The 17,566-nt window shown below is 44.8% G+C and carries 17 protein-coding genes; 4 read left to right on the top strand and 13 right to left on the bottom strand.

Annotation, left to right across the window (positions count from 1 at the left end; genetic code table 11):
- Positions 1 to 4 precede the first annotated feature (4 nt).
- The 11 genes from tmk to yceD all read right to left on the bottom strand — a co-directional run bounded on the left by tmk (position 5) and on the right by yceD (position 8,919).
- Entirely contained in the window at positions 5 to 637 is a 633-nt protein-coding gene (gene tmk, locus R7Z47_RS13260; protein WP_262606895.1) for a dTMP kinase, read from the bottom strand.
- On the bottom strand, positions 634 to 1,650 hold the full coding sequence (mltG, locus tag R7Z47_RS13265; RefSeq protein WP_262606897.1) for an endolytic transglycosylase MltG: 1,017 nt from the start codon (positions 1,648 to 1,650) through the stop codon (positions 634 to 636). The genes tmk and mltG overlap by 4 nt, the downstream gene beginning before the upstream one ends.
- Positions 1,647 to 2,462 carry an aminodeoxychorismate lyase gene (pabC, locus tag R7Z47_RS13270; RefSeq protein WP_262606898.1) on the bottom strand — a complete coding sequence of 272 codons (816 nt, stop codon included), beginning with the start codon at positions 2,460 to 2,462 and terminating at the stop codon, positions 1,647 to 1,649. The genes mltG and pabC overlap by 4 nt, the downstream gene beginning before the upstream one ends.
- Before the next feature lie 107 nt (positions 2,463 to 2,569).
- The gene (fabF, locus tag R7Z47_RS13275) at positions 2,570 to 3,820 is read right to left on the bottom strand and encodes a beta-ketoacyl-ACP synthase II (RefSeq protein WP_005372948.1); all 1,251 of its coding nucleotides are present in this window, start codon (positions 3,818 to 3,820) and stop codon (positions 2,570 to 2,572) included.
- A 93-nt stretch (positions 3,821 to 3,913) separates the two neighbouring features.
- On the bottom strand, positions 3,914 to 4,147 hold the full coding sequence (acpP, locus tag R7Z47_RS13280; protein ID WP_004406112.1) for an acyl carrier protein: 234 nt from the start codon (positions 4,145 to 4,147) through the stop codon (positions 3,914 to 3,916).
- A gap of 246 nt (positions 4,148 to 4,393) precedes the next feature.
- The gene (gene fabG, locus R7Z47_RS13285; protein ID WP_031781117.1) at positions 4,394 to 5,128 is read right to left on the bottom strand and encodes a 3-oxoacyl-ACP reductase FabG; all 735 of its coding nucleotides are present in this window, start codon (positions 5,126 to 5,128) and stop codon (positions 4,394 to 4,396) included.
- A 45-nt stretch (positions 5,129 to 5,173) separates the two neighbouring features.
- Positions 5,174 to 6,097 (bottom strand): ACP S-malonyltransferase, encoded by a 924-nt coding sequence (gene fabD, locus R7Z47_RS13290; RefSeq protein WP_005387313.1) that lies wholly within the window; start codon positions 6,095 to 6,097, stop codon positions 5,174 to 5,176.
- Between the two features lie 75 nt (positions 6,098 to 6,172).
- A complete protein-coding gene (locus R7Z47_RS13295) occupies positions 6,173 to 7,123 on the bottom strand; it encodes a beta-ketoacyl-ACP synthase III (RefSeq protein ID WP_017821385.1) in 951 nt (316 codons plus the stop codon).
- A gap of 5 nt (positions 7,124 to 7,128) precedes the next feature.
- Positions 7,129 to 8,154, bottom strand: a complete 1,026-nt coding sequence (gene plsX / locus R7Z47_RS13300; RefSeq protein WP_017633846.1) for a phosphate acyltransferase PlsX — start codon at positions 8,152 to 8,154, stop codon at positions 7,129 to 7,131.
- Between the two features lie 10 nt (positions 8,155 to 8,164).
- Positions 8,165 to 8,335: a 50S ribosomal protein L32 gene (rpmF, locus tag R7Z47_RS13305; protein ID WP_005396978.1), complete on the bottom strand. Its 171-nt coding sequence runs from the start codon at positions 8,333 to 8,335 to the stop codon at positions 8,165 to 8,167.
- A gap of 59 nt (positions 8,336 to 8,394) precedes the next feature.
- Positions 8,395 to 8,919, bottom strand: a complete 525-nt coding sequence (gene yceD, locus R7Z47_RS13310; protein ID WP_005387307.1) for a 23S rRNA accumulation protein YceD — start codon at positions 8,917 to 8,919, stop codon at positions 8,395 to 8,397.
- A gap of 149 nt (positions 8,920 to 9,068) precedes the next feature.
- On the opposite strand from yceD, the gene R7Z47_RS13315 reads away from it, so the two are divergent.
- Positions 9,069 to 9,650: a Maf family protein gene (locus R7Z47_RS13315; protein WP_017821384.1), complete on the top strand. Its 582-nt coding sequence runs from the start codon at positions 9,069 to 9,071 to the stop codon at positions 9,648 to 9,650.
- A 58-nt stretch (positions 9,651 to 9,708) separates the two neighbouring features.
- Here R7Z47_RS13315 and rluC read toward each other — a convergent pair whose 3' ends face one another.
- Positions 9,709 to 10,653: a 23S rRNA pseudouridine(955/2504/2580) synthase RluC gene (gene rluC / locus R7Z47_RS13320; RefSeq protein WP_021033985.1), complete on the bottom strand. Its 945-nt coding sequence runs from the start codon at positions 10,651 to 10,653 to the stop codon at positions 9,709 to 9,711.
- A 639-nt stretch (positions 10,654 to 11,292) separates the two neighbouring features.
- On the opposite strand from rluC, the gene rne reads away from it, so the two are divergent.
- Positions 11,293 to 14,382, top strand: coding sequence for a ribonuclease E (gene rne / locus R7Z47_RS13325; RefSeq protein ID WP_262606899.1), 3,090 nt, complete (start codon positions 11,293 to 11,295; stop codon positions 14,380 to 14,382).
- A 332-nt stretch (positions 14,383 to 14,714) separates the two neighbouring features.
- On the top strand, positions 14,715 to 16,274 hold the full coding sequence (locus R7Z47_RS13330; protein ID WP_262606900.1) for a SulP family inorganic anion transporter: 1,560 nt from the start codon (positions 14,715 to 14,717) through the stop codon (positions 16,272 to 16,274).
- A 60-nt stretch (positions 16,275 to 16,334) separates the two neighbouring features.
- On the opposite strand, the gene R7Z47_RS13335 is transcribed toward R7Z47_RS13330, so the two are convergent.
- Positions 16,335 to 16,784, bottom strand: coding sequence for a low molecular weight protein-tyrosine-phosphatase (locus R7Z47_RS13335; protein ID WP_025767219.1), 450 nt, complete (start codon positions 16,782 to 16,784; stop codon positions 16,335 to 16,337).
- 117 nt (positions 16,785 to 16,901) lie between these two features.
- On the opposite strand from R7Z47_RS13335, the gene cobO reads away from it, so the two are divergent.
- Positions 16,902 to 17,507 (top strand): cob(I)yrinic acid a,c-diamide adenosyltransferase, encoded by a 606-nt coding sequence (gene cobO / locus R7Z47_RS13340; protein WP_005380837.1) that lies wholly within the window; start codon positions 16,902 to 16,904, stop codon positions 17,505 to 17,507.
- Positions 17,508 to 17,566 lie beyond the last annotated feature (59 nt).

The following is a 17,566-nucleotide window of genomic DNA, read 5'->3' on the forward strand; positions in this document are numbered from 1 at the left end:
TCACTTATTGACGAGCTAGCCACTCGTTTAGAGCGTCCCGAATATCACGCGACACGCCTTCAATCGTCTGTTCTGCGTTAATGATAACGATGGAAGGATCGGCATGAGCAATCTCCAAATAACGCTCACGTGTACGCTCGAAGAAACTAATATCCATCTTCTCTATACGATCTAACTCACCACGCCCACGTGCACGCTCAAGCCCAACACGAGGGTCAATATCCATATAGAGAGTGAGAGCAGGTTTAAAATCACCAAGCGTTGTATCCCGGAGATTTTTCATTAACGATGCGTCAATCTGACGGCCACCACCTTGATAAGCTTGCGACGACATATCGTGTCGGTCACCAACCACCCACTGACCGTTTTCCAAAGCTGGTTTGATCACGTTCTCAACCAACTGAACACGTGCAGCGTACAGAAGAAGCAACTCCGTCATGTCCTTAAGTTCTTCGCCTTCGTGCTCTTCTTTCACCAGAGCGCGCATTTTTTCCGCTAGCGGTGTGCCTCCTGGCTCACGGGTATTTACGATATCTTCAATACCAGCCGCTTTTAGCGTACCTAAAACGGTTTTAATCGCAGTGCTTTTACCCGCGCCTTCTAGGCCTTCAACGACAATAAAGTTTGCTTTCATCATTTGTTCTTTCTTAGTTCTCTTAAATAGGCACGAACAGCACGGTTGTGCTCAGCAAGGGATTTCGAAAATACATGTCCGCCCTTTCCACTTGCTACAAAATATAAATAGTTGCTGCTTTCTGGATTCAAAGCCGCTTCAATGGAAGCTTTACCAGCCATCGCAATCGGTGTTGGTGGCAAACCATTGATGGTATAGGTGTTATATGGTGTCGGCGTACGCAAATCTTTCTTACGAATGTTGCCATCGTAGGCGTCACCCATACCATAAATAACTGTCGGATCAGTTTGTAACCGCATGCGTTTGTTCAATCGGTTGATAAACACAGAAGCGACGCGCTCACGCTCAGAATCAATAGCCGTCTCTTTCTCGATGATAGACGCGAGAATCAAGGCTTCATATTTATCCTGTAATGGCAGCTTTTCTTGACGAGCTTCCCAGCTAGCGTCCAGTATTTTATTGAGTTTTCGATGCGCTCGTTTTAATAACTGGCTTTCACTCGCACCCGCTGTGTAATGGTAGGTTTCTGCTAAAAACAACCCTTCTAGCTTTTCTCTCTCAATTCCGAGCTTCGCAGCCATTTCTTTTTCTGACAGTTCGGTTAAATCATGCTTTAAATAAGGAGCACTTTTTAGTTGATCTACCCATTCAGAAAAGCGGCTGCCTTCAACAAAAGTGATCGCAAACTGGTATTCTTTTCCATTATTCAGATGCTCCAATGTTTGCGAAAGCGACATACCAGGCTCAAGTTGGTAAGTACCCGCTCGCACTTGCAACAATTCTGGATATAAGTGAGGAATTAAACGGATATACTCCGATGTTTCAATCACCTCATCTTCAACTAAGGCGCGCATGACATGATGAAAGCTTGTACCACTTTCTACAGTAAACAGCTGAGGTTGTTCCAATAGAATAGGCTTTTCAACGTATTGTTTAGCCTGTGAAATTATATAAAAAACAGCTGCTGCGCCTATCACTGCGATCAGCACAACAAAAGCCAACAGTTTTTTAATCACGTAGTTAAATTCCCTTGCAGTCGTTGAGTCAATTTTCCTATCGGAAATATAGTCTTAGAGTTCGATGTCACTATGCTGCGAATAGGTGCGACACCTAATATTGAGTTACACATGAAAGCCTCGTCAGCACTCAGCAAATCTGGAAGTATAAAACGCCCCTCGATGACTTCAATATGACTTACTTTAAGTAACTCAAGCACCTTACGACGCATTACGCCCGTAACGCCTGATAAGGTCAGATCCGGCGTAAATACTTTATTACCTTTAACCCAAAAAAGGTTGGCCATTGTAGTTTCAATGACATGGTTTTGCACATTTAACGTTATTGCATCTGCAAACTCTGTATTGTCGATTTCAGCCTTGGCGAGAATCTGCTCTAAACGGTTGTTGTGCTTATGTCCCGCAAGTAAAGGTTGAATCCCTAGACGAGTATTACAAACGCCCAAGTCCACACCTTGTTCTTGCCAAGATGAATAATGAGAAGGAAACGCAAAATTGGAAATCGTCACGATAGGGCTTTCAATCCCATTAGGGCTATACCCTCGCCCGCCAATACCGCGGCTAACGTGAATCTTCACCCCCGCTCGTGTGTCAGATAAAACCGCTTTGCTTGCCCAATCATGCACAACTTTCCAGTCAGGTGAAGAGATCTTCAAAGCGTCAAGGCAAGCACTCATGCGCTCAGTATGTTCCTGCCAGTAAACCAACTCTCCATTTTGGGTCAGGATGGTGGTAAAGCCTCCATCACCGTATTGGAATGAGCGATCACCTAGCTCTACATGCGTTTGCGGAACTCCATTTACCCAAAACATTCACGTACCTTCAAATTAGCAGACAACAAATAAAACAAAACGGCTCAATGCTAAGCATCGAGCCGTTAGAATACAAGTTTCGCTTATCTAAATTAGGTTAGATAGTGTTACTCAGCGAACTTCTTGAAGATCAAAGAACCGTTTGTACCACCAAAGCCAAACGAGTTACAGATAGCGTACTCCATACCTTCAACTTTGCGCGCTGTATGCGGCACAAGGTCGATGTCTAGACCTTCTTCTGGATCATCAAGGTTAATGGTTGGCGGAACAATTTGGTCAACCAAAGACATAACCGTGATAATTGCTTCAACAGAGCCAGCAGCACCTAATAGGTGACCCGTCATCGACTTAGTTGAAGACACAAGAACTTGCTTCGCACCTTCTTCACCAAGAGCACGTTTCACGCCCTTGATTTCTGCAACATCACCAGCAGGAGTAGAAGTACCGTGAGCATTCACATAACCTACTTGAGTACCTGTGATGTTAGCGTCACGCATCGCCGCTTCCATCGCAAGTGCACCACCAGAGCCGTCTTCGCTTGGAGATGTCATGTGGTAAGCATCACCAGACATACCAAAACCAACCAGTTCTGCGTAAATCTTCGCGCCACGTGCTTTTGCGTGTTCGTACTCTTCAAGCACCATCATGCCAGCACCATCACCTAGAACAAAACCATCACGGCCTTTATCCCATGGGCGAGACGCTTTTTGAGGCTCTTCATTACGAGTAGATAGTGCTTTAGCTGCACCGAAGCCAGCCATGCCAAGAGGCGTAGAAGCTTTTTCTGCACCACCAGCAACCATCGCATCTGCATCGCCGTAGGCAATCATACGTGCTGCATGGCCGATATTATGCAGGCCAGTAGTACATGCGGTAGAAATCGCGATATTTGGACCACGAAGACCACGCATGATAGATAGGTTACCTGCAACCATGTTTACAATGGTCGAAGGAACAAAAAATGGGCTAACTTTGCGAGGGCCTTTGTCTACTAATGCAGTATGGCCAGTTTCGATAAGGTCAAGACCGCCAATGCCTGAGCCGATAGCAACACCAACTCGAGCCGCATTTTCTTCGGTAATTTGTAAGCCAGAGTTATCAAGAGCTTGAATACCCGCTGCAATGCCGTACTGGATGAAAAGGTCCATCTTACGAGCATCTTTTTTAGACATGTACTCTGTGCAATCGAAATCTTTAACAAGACCTGCAAAACGAGTTGAGAAGTTCGTAGTATCAAAGTGCTCGATATTTACGATACCACTTTGACCTTCTAGCAGGGCTTTCCAAGATGATTCTACTGTGTTGCCTACCGGTGACAACATACCCATGCCAGTGACAACTACACGACGCTTGGACACGATATAATTCTCCGGGAATTGAATATTTCTATGAGAGGATAGAAGAAGTTAGAAAGAACACAGGCGGTCTAGGAGACCGCCTGGGAGAGCTAATTACTGAGCGCTGTTTACGTAGTCGATTGCAGCTTGAACAGTAGTGATCTTCTCAGCTTCTTCGTCAGGAATCTCAGTGTCGAATTCCTCTTCTAGAGCCATAACTAGTTCTACAGTGTCTAGAGAATCAGCACCTAGATCGTCAACGAAAGAAGCTTCGTTTTTAACTTCTGCTTCGTCTACACCTAGCTGTTCAACAATGATTTTCTTTACGCGTTCTTCGATGTTGCTCATTTTTCTTTTCCTTTACAGATTTCGCCTAATGCGATGATTCCGTAGTTTATTCGAACTATTGAAAGTTGCAAGGGGGTCCTTGCTGGTCAAACCACAAAATTAGCGAATTTAACCGAATTTCAATACATTTTTGACTTAAATCATGCACAAATCTTGCGCATAAGCATGAAAAGTTCATGACAGTTAACTGCAACTATAGGCTATTTTTCACAATGTAAAATAGCTTATTTTGCATAAACTGTCGCATTAAACCATGTACATGCCACCATTTACATGCAAAGTTTCACCAGTAATGTACGCTGCTTCAGGAGAAGCAAGGAAAACTACTGCTGATGCAATTTCACGTGGGTCACCTAAACGACCTGCTGGCACGTTCGACAATGTTGCCGCACGTTGGTCATCATTTAGTGCCTTAGTCATGTCAGTTTCGATGAAACCAGGAGCAACAGTGTTCACTGTTACACCACGAGACGCAACTTCACGAGCCATTGATTTAGTAAAACCAATCACGCCCGCTTTCGCTGCTGCGTAGTTAGTTTGACCAGCATTACCCATGGTACCAACAACAGAGCCTACGTTGATGATACGACCCGCACGTTTTTTCATCATACCGCGTAAAACCGCTTTAGACATGCGGTAGATTGGCGTTAGGTTGGTATCGATGATGTCGTTCCACTCATCATCTTTCATGCGCATCAATAGGTTGTCACGAGTAATACCAGCGTTATTCACCAGAATATCGATCACACCAAATTCTTCGTTGATCGTTTTTAATGTCGCTTCGATAGACTCGACATCAGTCACGTTAAGCGCTAAGCCTTTACCGTTATCACCAAGATACTCGCTGATAGCAGCCGCACCACTTTCAGAAGTAGCAGTACCGATAACCGTAGCACCTCGCTCGACAAGAAGTTCCGCGATCGCGCGGCCAATACCACGGCTTGCGCCGGTAACTAGCGCGATCTTACCTTCTAGATTCATCATGTTGTGTTTCCTTTTCTTATCGCAAATTTATCGCTTGATGGATTACTTCGCAGCGTCTAGCGATGCGATATCATTCACTGCTGCTGCAGTTAGCGTTTTCACGATACGTTTTGTTAGACCTGTTAAAACTTTACCAGGACCAAGCTCAAGAAGATTTTCTACGCCTTGTTCGTGCATCAGTTCAACTGTCTCAGTCCAACGAACTGGGCTATGTAGCTGACGAACAAGCGCATCTTTGATTTTTGCAGGATCTGTCTCAGCAACCACATCAACGTTGTTGATAACTGGCAGCTGTGGTGAGTTAAATTCGATAGACTCAAGAGCTACAGCAAGTTTTTCCGCTGCTGGCTTCATAAGTGCACAGTGTGAAGGTACTGAAACAGGAAGAGGAAGCGCACGCTTCGCACCAGCTTCTTTACATAGCGCACCAGCTCGCTCTACTGCGTCTTTGCTACCAGCGATAACGACTTGGCCAGGCGAGTTAAAGTTTACTGGAGAGACCACTTCGCCTTGCGCTGCGTCTTCACACGCTTTTGCAATCGCATCATCAGCCAAACCGATAATCGCGTACATTGCGCCAGTACCCGCTGGTACTGCTTCTTGCATAAGTTGACCACGTAATTCAACCAGCTTGATGGCTTCTTTAAAGTCAATAACACCCGCACATACAAGTGCTGAGTACTCACCTAGGCTGTGACCGGCTAGGTTTGCTGGTTGCTCTAAGCCAAGTTCCTGCCATACACGCCAGATTGCAACAGATGAAGCTAGCAAAGCTGGTTGAGTACGGAAAGTCTCGTTTAAATCTTCTGCAGGTCCATTTTGAACAAGCGCCCATAGATCGTAACCTAGTGCGTCAGATGCTTCTGCAAATGTTTGTTTTACTACGTCATATTGTTCGCCTAGTTCTGCAAGCATACCTACAGCTTGAGAACCTTGACCTGGAAATACGATAGCAAACTTGCTCATGTTGTTTTCCTTTAAGCAAAGTAAAAAGAAATAAGATGCACCAAGTGCACCTTAAATTTTGAATTCTTGTGAAACTTAGAACTTCACAAGGGCCGAGCCCCAAGTGAATCCGCCGCCAAACGCTTCAAGAAGCAGAGTTTGACCGCGTTTAATACGACCATCACGTACCGCTTCATCTAGTGCTGTTGGCACCGTCGCAGCTGATGTGTTGCCGTGTTTATCAAGTGTAATCACGACTTGGTCTAGTGACATCGAAAGTTTCTTCGCTGTCGCTGAAATAATGCGGTAGTTCGCTTGGTGCGGCACTAGCCAGTCTAGTTCAGACTTATGCATGTTGTTGGCTTCAAGCGTATCTTTTACTAGTTTCGATAGCTGAGTTACAGCGACTTTGAATACTTCGTTCCCAGCCATATGAAGCCATTTATCCGCATCTTGCCCCCGCACAGGTACAGGTAGGCTTAGAAGCTCTCCGAATTGACCATCCGAGTATATGTGGGTAGAGATAATGCCAGGCTCTTGGCTAGCGCCTACGACAACGGCTCCGGCACCATCACCAAATAGGATAATGGTTGAACGGTCTGTCGGATCACACGTTTTAGACAAAGCATCTGAACCAATCACAAGTACGTTTTTGCACATACCAGATTTGATATGTTGGTCTGCAACAGATAATGCGTACACAAAACCAGAACAAGCAGCGGCTAAGTCAAAAGCTGGACAACCTTTAATGCCAAGCTTTGCCTGCACCTGACACGCAGATGAAGGGAAAGTATGGCTACTGCTCGTTGTGGCTACGATAATCAGGTCGATATCGTTTTTATCAATACCCGCCATATCGATAGCGTTTTCAGCTGCGTAGAATGCCATGTCTGCTACAGTTTCGTTTTCTGCAGCAATTCGACGCTCTTTAATACCCGTGCGAGCAACGATCCACTCATCACTTGTATCTACCATTTTCTCTAGATCTGCGTTTGTACGCACCTGAGATGGCAGGTAGCTGCCAGTACCTAAAATTTTGCTATACATGAAGACTAATAATGCCTCTCGAGTAAAACCGCTTCCAAACGATCGCTAATACGGCTTGGTACTTGTCGTTTGACCTCGTGTACTGCCTCGCCAAGTGCATTGACAATCGCAGATACATCCGCACTTCCATGGCTTTTTATGACAATGCCGCGCAATCCTAGCAAACTTGCGCCGTTATACTGGTCGGGGTTCAGTGTTTTTAGTTCATTAAACAGCCTAGAAAACAACTTTCTAGCTATCCAACCCTTTATCGTTGATGCCATTATGCTGGTTTTAATTTTTTCGATAAAAAGTTGAGCTGTTCCCTCACTGGCTTTTAAGCATACGTTGCCGACAAATCCATCACAAACAATGACGTCCGCAACATCATGCAAAATTTGATTACCTTCAATATAACCGACAAAGTTAATCGCATCGGTCTGAGAAAGCATTTCTGCGCAACGTTTGACTAAATCGTTACCTTTAATCTCTTCTGCGCCAATATTGAGTACAGCAACGCGAGGAGGACGACCCAAGTGTTCTTCAGCTAATGCACTGCCCATTACAGCAAATTGGAACAAGCTATCAGCATCGCACGATACATTCGCCCCCAGATCCAGCATCCAAGTACGCTTTCCGGTAATCGTCGGTAAAGCGGAAACTAAAGCAGGACGTTCAATGCCAGGAAGTAACTTAAGAATGAAACGCGATAGTGCCATTAATGCACCGGTGTTGCCACCACTAACACAAGCATCCGCTTTCTGCTCAGAAACCAAATCGATAGCCATACGCATAGAACTATTTTGGCTATTACGTAACGCCAATGAAGGTTTTTCTGAGTTCGAGATAACTTTCTCGCTGTGAAGAATAGTCAAGCGGGAACTGGTCGAGGTACCGAGTTGAGATAATTGAGACGTGATCAGAGATTGATCACCAATAAGAATCACTTTTAGCTCTGGGAAATGAGACAGTGCCTGCACGGCGGCAGGCACTGTTACGCGTGGACCGAAATCCCCGCCCATTGCATCAAGTGCAACGGTAATACTTTGCAAAGGTTCAACCTTACTTGTTGATAACCTTTTGACCACGGTAGTAACCTTCAGCAGTTACGTTGTGGCGTAGGTGAGTTTCACCAGAAGTCGCGTCTACAGATAGAGCAGCTGTAGTTAGCGCATCGTGTGAACGACGCATACCGCGCTTAGAACGAGTTTTACGGTTTTTCTGTACGGCCATTGACCCTACTCCTATACTATTGGGTTAAAAACCTGAAGAAGAATCGGCTACCACACCTATTACTTTTTCAGACTTTTCAAAACGTCGAATGGATTCGGTTTTTCTTCCTCAATTTCTTCAGGAATCTCACCAAAAACCATGTTATTTGAATCAACGCTACAATCCGCTTCATCGTGCATCGCAATTTGAGGTAATGCTAAGATGAACTCGTCTTCAACAAGTTGTATGAGGTCTAATTCACCATATTCATTTAGATCTACCAAATCATAAATTTCTGGTGCTTCCTGTTCTGTTTTCTCACCGTAGTAAGGAGTAGAAAGGAATTCAACTTCGCACTCATGTGCGAATACCTCATTACAACGCTGACACTCTAAATCGACTTCGATGTTAGCTTTACCAGAGATAACAACGAGTCGCTGTTCATCCATCCCAAATGACAATGAGACTTCTGCGTCGCGTTTTACGCCTTCAGTTGTTTCCACTAAGCGCTTGAAAAGACTAGCTTGGATGATGCCATCGTAATCCAATCGTTTCTGTGCAGCTTTAGCTGGGTCAACCGTTCGCGGTATTTTTACCTTTTGCATAGGGCGCGAATATTATCTTCCAAATCAAAATTAGTCAAAGAAAAAGGCAAAAAAGTTGTACTTTTTTACGCTTAACATACAGAGCATTAGCCAGAATCATTTTTGATCGATTATCCTATTGGAAATGCTCCCACGAATTGTAATTCAAAATGAAAAATTACCAACTGGTTTTAGCCTCAACTTCCCCTTTTCGTAAACAACTGCTTGAAAAGCTCTCACTACCATTCGTTTGTTTACCACCTGATTGCGATGAAACACCTTTTGACCAAGAAACGCCAACTGAACTTGTGCAGAGACTGGCCCAAGAGAAAGCAATATCTTGCCAGACGGATAAAGCAAGTTTAGTTATCGGCAGTGACCAAGTTTGTGTCATTAATGGTGAAATCGTTGGCAAGCCTTTAAATAGAGATAACGCGATAAATCAACTTTTGGCTCAAAGTGGAAAAGTCATCACTTTCTATACTGGTCTTGCGGTACATAACACCGTGACAAACCATACAGAAGTCGGCTTTGATTCTTTCGAGGTGCACTTTAGAGATTTAACGCTTGAACAAATCGAACGCTACGTCGACAGGGAAGAACCTTTTTACTGCGCAGGCAGCTTTAAAAGCGAAGGCATGGGAATTTGCTTGTTTACGAAATTAGTCGGTAAAGACCCGAACACACTTGTCGGACTACCATTGATTGATTTGATTGATATGTTGAATGTTCAAGGACTCGATGTCCTTTAACCCAAATACGATAAAAGGGAGCCACAGGCTCCCTTTTGCATCCGCGAGGAAAACATGGTTACGCGTTTCTTAAACCCGCCAACACTTTTTCTAGTTTCGGTTCCATCGGTGCGTTGATTTCCATCCACTCATCATTTGATGGGTGTTGGAACTTGATGTTTGCCGCGTGTAGGAACAAACGATCTAAACCAACTTGACCTGTGTAAGCATCAAAGCGACGATCACCGTAGCGATCATCCCAAGCGATTGGGTGACCAGTGTATTGCGTATGAACTCGTATTTGGTGAGTTCGACCAGTAATCGGACTCGCCTGAATCAATGTAGCTTGTTCGAACTTTTCCAAAATCTTAAAACGCGTTTCTGACGGCTTACCATTAGGGTTAACACGAACAATACTATTCACTTCGTTTTTGAGCAGTGGCGCGTTCACAACCTTACAACTGCTTTTCCATTGCCCCATGACAAGAGCTAAGTAAAACTTCTTTACTGTCTTTTCACGAAACTGGGCTTGCAAGTGACGAAGTGCAGAACGCTTCTTAGCAACCAGCAAAATCCCTGAAGTATCACGGTCAATACGATGCACAAGTTCAAGAAAGCGAGCTTGAGGACGCAGAGCCCTAAGCGCTTCAATCGCACCAAACTTTAAACCACTGCCACCATGCACCGCGGTGCCAGATGGTTTGTTTAGAATCAACATATGATCATCTTCGAAGATAATCATATTTTCCAACTCAGCGACTTTGTTAAGTTTCGTACTTGGTGCGACATCATCATCTTTTTTCTCGACGGTCACCGGTGGAATACGAACGAGATCGCCTGCTTTTAACTTGTACTCTGCTTTTATACGCTTTTTATTTACGCGCACTTCGCCCTTACGCACAATTCGGTAAATCATGCTTTTAGGAATGTCTTTTAATTGGTTGCGCAAAAAATTATCAATGCGCTGACCCGCCATATCTTCGTCAATGTCGACGAACTGGACTTTTGTTCTTATTTCGTTCATGGGCGGTATTGTAAACTCAATTTCGTGCGACTTCACATTATTCTTGTCGTAAAAGAAACACTCGGTGGCACATACTGGTCTAAATTTCGCCAAGCTTTTGTTTAAATTATTAAAACTCTCAATCAAGTTCTCAATTTGTTTTCTGTCCTGAACAGTTTGCACATCTCAATTGCTTATGAAACAACCTGTTATAAATTAGAAATTTTGAGTTTAGCGGCAAATTTTCTATCGTTTGCGTGAAAGCAGATTGCTGATAGCCACGCGCACTGCTATAGTTCACAGCTGCTAAGGAAGGTTTGGTTACATTTTATTCATTACCAATCATTTATCCTCAAGCAATGTGAGTAGATCGTTGAAGGTCGAGTGCAGCATTGGCGTGAGACACATCGAATTCAACACTCTTGCCACCCTACTCCTCGCATATTCACGTTGAGTACCTACCGCCCAAATAGCGGGTCACAAGTCTACGTTTCCAACAGAAACCACAAGAGGCTTGTGATGACTGAAGTGCCCGAGAGCATCCCCTTCCAGCCGGGAGGCTGCAAAATACAAGCCATGGGATCAGGCACCGTGAAAGAGCGAAAAAACAGTGGCAAGTCGACAAGAAAGATATAAAAGAAAAGACAACGAGAATTTTCAATGAAAAGAATGTTAATTAACGCAACTCAAAAAGAAGAGTTGCGTGTCGCTCTGGTTGATGGCCAGCGACTTTTCGATCTTGATATCGAGAGTCCAGGTCATGAATCTAAAAAAGCGAATATCTACAAAGGACGTATCACACGTATCGAACCAAGCTTAGAAGCCGCATTTGTTGATTACGGCGCCGAGCGTCACGGTTTCCTCCCTCTCAAAGAAATTGCCCGCGAATATTTCCCTGAAGGTTACACCTACCAAGGTCGTCCAAGCATCAAAGAAGTGCTAACGGAAGGCCAAGAAGTTATCGTTCAAGTGGAAAAAGAAGAACGTGGAAGCAAGGGCGCAGCTCTTACTACTTTCATTTCTCTTGCTGGTAGTTACCTTGTTCTGATGCCTAACAACCCTCGTGCTGGCGGTATTTCTCGTCGAATCGAAGGTGACGAGCGTACTCAACTAAAAGCCGCATTAAGTACTTTGGAACTGCCTCAGGGCATGGGCCTAATCGTACGTACTGCTGGCGTTGGCAAGAGTGCTGAAGAGCTTGAGTGGGATTTGAATGTACTACTTAACCACTGGGGTGCAATCAAAGGTGCAGCGGACTCTAACCCTGCTCCATTCTTAATCCACCAAGAAAGTAACGTTATCGTTCGTGCAATCCGTGACTATTTGCGTCGTGATATTGGCGAAATCTTAATTGATAGCAACACCATCTACGAACGTGCAAAAGAGCACATTCAATTGGTGCGCCCTGATTTCCTTAACCGCGTTAAGAAATATGAAGGCGAAGTTCCACTATTCAGCCACTACCAAATCGAAAGCCAAATTGAATCGGCTTTCCAACGTGAAGTGCGTCTGCCATCTGGTGGTTCTATTGTTATTGACCCGACTGAAGCACTAACGTCTATCGATATCAACTCTGCTCGTGCAACCAAGGGCGGCGATATTGAAGAAACAGCTCTAAACACGAACCTAGAAGCAGCCGACGAAATTGCTCGCCAATTACGTCTACGTGACTTGGGTGGCTTAGTGGTTATCGACTTTATCGATATGACCCCAGTTCGTCACCAACGAGAAGTAGAAAACCGTCTACGTGAAGCCGTTCGTCTTGATCGCGCTCGTGTACAAATCGGTCGTATTTCTCGCTTTGGTTTGTTGGAGATGTCACGCCAGCGCTTGAGCCCTTCTCTTGCAGAAGCAAGCCATCACATCTGTCCTCGCTGTAGCGGAACTGGTGTCGTTCGCGACAACGAATCTCTAGCACTTTCTGTACTTCGTTTAATTGAAGAGGAAGCGCTAAAAGACAACACAGCACAAGTACTTGCAGTCGTACCTGTGCCAATCGCCTCTTACTTATTGAACGAAAAACGTCGTTCAGTAAACCATATCGAACGCATTCAAGAAGTGAAAATTACGGTTGTTCCTAACTCTGATATGGAAACACCGCACTTTGAAGTTATCCGTGTTCGTGAAGGCGAAGAGTTCGATCTGATTTCTTACTTACTTCCTAAGAAACTGGAAGCAATGAAAGAAGCAGAAGGTAAAGAGCCAGCGGAAGTTGACGTAAAACCAAAACGAATTGAAGAGCCAGTTCTTAAAGGCTTTGCTGCTCCGTCTCAAACCGCACCTGCACCAGCAGCTAAACCAGCTCCTGAGGCGAAGAAGAAAGAACAAAACGTTGAACAAGAAGAGAAACCTGGATTGTTCAGCCGTCTGTTTAAAGCACTTGGTAGCTTCCTATTCGGTGGTTCTGAAGAAACAAAAGAAGAACAGAAACCTCAGGAAGAGAAAAAACCAAATCGCGATAATCGACGTAACAAACGTGATCGCAACGATCGTCGTCGCAATAACAACCAGCGTGATAATCGTGATAACCGCGACAATCGCGATAACCGACGTCGTCGTAAGCCTCGTGATGAGCAGGCTAATGAGCAAAACGAAGCTCAACAACAAACAAATAAACCGCAAAACCGTAACCAAAAGCGTAAACCTAAAGCTCAACAGGCAGATAAAGCCCAAGAGCAGAAAGCAAACGCAAAAGTAGCGGAAAAAGGTCTGCAGCTAGCAGCGGAAGCTCGTACTGAAACAAAACCAGAAGAGAGCAAACCGAAGCAGCAAAATGCGAAAGCAGAAAAAGTGAAAGAGCGCCGCCAACGTCGCAAATTGAACAAGTCTGTACGCGTTAAGGACCAAGAAGCTATTGAGAAGAAAGCCGAAGAAACAGCGGTTAAGACTCAAGAAACGGTTGAAGCTAAAGTTGAAAAGCCAACAGAAGCAGCGGTAGAGGCACAGCAAGACAACAAGCAAGCAGAGTCTAAGCAACGTCGTAATCGTCGTTCACCACGTCACCTGCGTGCAAGCGGCCAGCGTCGTCGCCGTGGCCGTGATCGCCGCCCTAACCCATTCCGCCTACGTAAGGGAGGTGTCGCTTCTCCTGAAATGGCTATGGGTAAAGTAATGCCACGTTACATTCCGAAACCAGCACCTAAGAAGGAAGAGCGAGTTAAGGAAGAAGCTGTAGCAGCAGTACCTGCAATCCAAGGTGGCTTTGCTTGTCCAGAAATGGCAATGGGTAAAGTGATTATTCGTCGCGAGCAGCCTGTCGTAACAGATGCGCCAGTTGTTGAACACAAGGTTCAAGAAACCGTTGAAGCGAAAGTGGAAGCTCCAGTAGTAGAAGCACCCGTTGTGGAAGCACCTGCTGTGGAAACAGTAATCACAGAAAAAGCTGAATCAGCAGTAATAGAAACAGCCTCGGTAGAGCCTATCGTTGAAACTCCTTTAACTGAACATGCTGAACCGGTTGATGCCATTGTAGAAACGGCACCTACTGAAGAGCCTATCGTTGAAGCAGAAAAAGAGATTGCGGCCGAAGCGCCAGTAGATAAACCAGAGCCTAAAGTCGAAGCCATTAAAGTTGCGGCTAAGCTAAACGCTAGCGCACCGATGACGAAAGCACCTGGCCCTCAAGAGCTACGCGAAATCACGGTTGCAGCAGCACCGTTCAAAACCGAACGTTACCAAGCTAAAGGTGCTGGTAGCCAAGTGGCTAAAAACCGTGCATCGGCAGAGATGACAAAGCCTAACTTTAACTAGGCTAAATCATTACGTTCAACTGCTTAACGGCATAAATAAATTAAAGGCTACCATCTGGTAGCCTTTTTTATCTTCATATTTGCCCAAAAAATTGTTCATATAAATACCAATTCGTGATCACATTTGTACGCCATTATTCGTATCATTCTTGAACTTAATCACACTTTTCGGTAGCATGCGCCGACTCAAGTTTTCGACACCATTCTGATGCTGCTCTTTTAATACTACGGTTTACACTGCAATGTTTGATTAAAATTCAACCTTCCAGTGGCTTGTGCAAATACGAATATGTGTCGGGTTTAACTCATTGCAAAGAGAACTTAAAAACAAACATGTTCGAATTTCCCCAATTTTCTAAGCACTCCGTAAAAAATGATGTGCTATCAGGCTTAACCGTTGCGCTAGCATTGGTTCCTGAAGCTGTCGCATTTGCGTTCGTCGCAGGCGTAGATCCGATGGTCGGTCTTTACGCTGCATTCATCGTTGGTCTTATTACTTCCATTTTCGGTGGTCGTCCTGGCATGATCTCTGGTGCAACAGGTGCCATGGCAGTCGTAATGGTTTCGCTTGTCGCGACTCACGGTGTCCAGTACCTATTCGCAGCCATCATGCTCGCTGGTATTCTTCAAATTGCCGCTGGTATGTTTAAATTGGGTAAGTTCATCCGTATCGTACCTCACCCTGTGATGATCGGTTTTGTGAACGGTCTGGCTATTGTTATCTTCCTAGCTCAGTTGGGTCAGTTTAAAGCGCCAGACATCAACGGCATGCTTACTTGGCTACCACAAGACCAGATGCTGCTAATGCTTGGTTTGGTTGCGCTGACTATGGCAATCATTCACTTTCTACCAAAAATCACAACAGCTGTACCCTCTTCACTTGTTGCGATCGTAACGGTGACGGCTTTAGTGGTTGGCTTGGATCTGGAAACTCGCACTGTTGTTGACTTCCTGCGTACAATGTCTGGTGATGAAGCTGCAACACTCGCAGGTTCACTACCAACCTTCTCTATTCCTGCGGTACCATTTACACTAGAGACACTACAAATCATTCTTCCATACACGATCATTCTCGCGGCCATTGGTCTAATTGAATCTCTACTAACACTGACAGTTTTAGATGAGATGACGAATACTCGTGGTCAATCTAACCGCGAATGTATCGGTCAAGGTATGGCAAACATGACGTGTTCTGTGTTTGGCGCAATGGGTGGTTGTGCGATGATTGGTCAGTCGATGATCAACGTAAACTCAGGTGGTCGCGGCCGTCTATCTGGTATCGTTGCGGCTATCGCTCTATTGATGTTTATCTTATTCGCTTCTTCGCTAATTGAAATGATCCCACTCGCTGCTCTGGTTGGTGTGATGTTCATGGTTGTCATTGGTACATTCGAATGGGCAACATTTAAGCTAGCACGCCGCGTACCGAAGCAAGACTTCTTCGTTATTGTTCTTGTGACCGTTGTTACTGTTCTTACTGACCTTGCTGTTGCCGTAGCGGTTGGTGTTATCGTTTCTGCATTAATGTTTGCATGGCAACACGCTAAGCACATCTATGCCGACACGTGCTTAAACGAGGAAGGTTCAAAAGAGTACAAGATTCACGGCCCTATTTTCTTTGGCTCTGCGGCTAACTTCCTGGAGTTGTTTAACGCGCCTGAAGATCCAAAAGATGTGATTATCGATTTTGCAGACTCTCGCGTGACAGATCACTCTGCAATTGAAGCCATTGAAACACTGGCTGAGCGTTACAATGCTCAAGGTAAAACGCTGCACCTTCGTCACCTAAGCCCAGATTGTCGTAAACTTTTGGACAAAGCTGGCAGCTTGGTTGAAATTAACGTGAAGGAAGACCCAAGCTACAAAGTCGCAACCGACATACTAGCGGGTTAACACGAATAAAAAGGGATGAGCTGAGCTCATCCCTTTTTCTATTGTCTTCAAGCACGGCGATTATAGCTTCTTCAAAATTGCGTCTGATGCCTCTTCGATTAAATCAAGCACCAGTTCAAAGCCATCTTCCCCACCATAATATGGGTCCGGGACTTCGTCGTAACCTGACTCAGAATGACTTAAAAATAACGATACTTTGTGTCGATACTTCAACGGACAAATATCCAATAAATCGGCCAAATTTGCTTTATCTGCGGCTAATATAAGGTCAAACTTTTCAAAGTCATCAATGGTGACTTGGCGCGCTTGCATTCCTTTAAAAGAATAACCTCGCTGCTTTCCTGCTGCCATCGCTCTTGAATCCGGTCGGTTTCCTGCGTGGTAGCCAATTGTACCTGCCGAATCAACCTCTACTTCAACGCCTAGCTTTTGAGCTTTCGCTCTTAACACTGCCTCTCCAGTTGGTGACCGACAAATGTTTCCCATACAAACAACAAGTATTTTCTTCATTTTATTCCCTGAATTATCGGTGGTTTTTCTTCACGATATGTTGGTCTATCATAGCGAGATAAATCAATGAACCCAAATTAACTTGGGCACAGCACGAAAAGGAATTGAGGAAGTATTATGTCTATCGAAGAAAATAAAGAAGCACGCCATAAAGCTCGCCAACAAAAAGTCAAAGAACAGGTAGACGCAAAAATCGCTGCTGCTCAAGAGGAAAAAGGTCTGCTACTGATCATTACCGGAAATGGTAAAGGTAAATCGACATCAGGATTCGGTACGATCGCACGCGCAGTGGGTCATGGTTTGAATTGTGCTGTCGCGCAGTTTATTAAAGGTACTTGGGACAACGGTGAGCGCAACCTACTTGAGAAACTCGGCGTTGAATTCCAAGTAATGGCAACCGGCTTTACGTGGGAAACTCAAAACAAAGCCGCTGATACCGAAGCAGCGCAAGGCGTATGGCAAGAATGTAAGCGCATGCTGCAAGACGACTCTATCGATGTCATCTTGTTTGACGAGCTAACTTATATGGTGAGCTACGGCTACATCGACTTAGACGAAGTGGTCGAAGCGCTGAGCAACCGACCTAAAATGCAGTCGGTTATTATTACTGGGCGTGGCGCACATCGAACCCTGATTGAAATGGCCGATACCGTTTCTGAAGTGAAAAATGTAAAGCACGCATTTGAATCTGGCGTAAAAGCCCTCAAAGGCGTCGATTGGTAACACTCGCAGAGTAATTTAAAAAGGGTTGGCAAAATGCCAACCCTTTTGATTTTCACGCA

The organism is Vibrio sp. 1641, assembly GCF_033339995.1.
Lineage (GTDB): Bacteria > Pseudomonadota > Gammaproteobacteria > Enterobacterales > Vibrionaceae > Vibrio > Vibrio alginolyticus.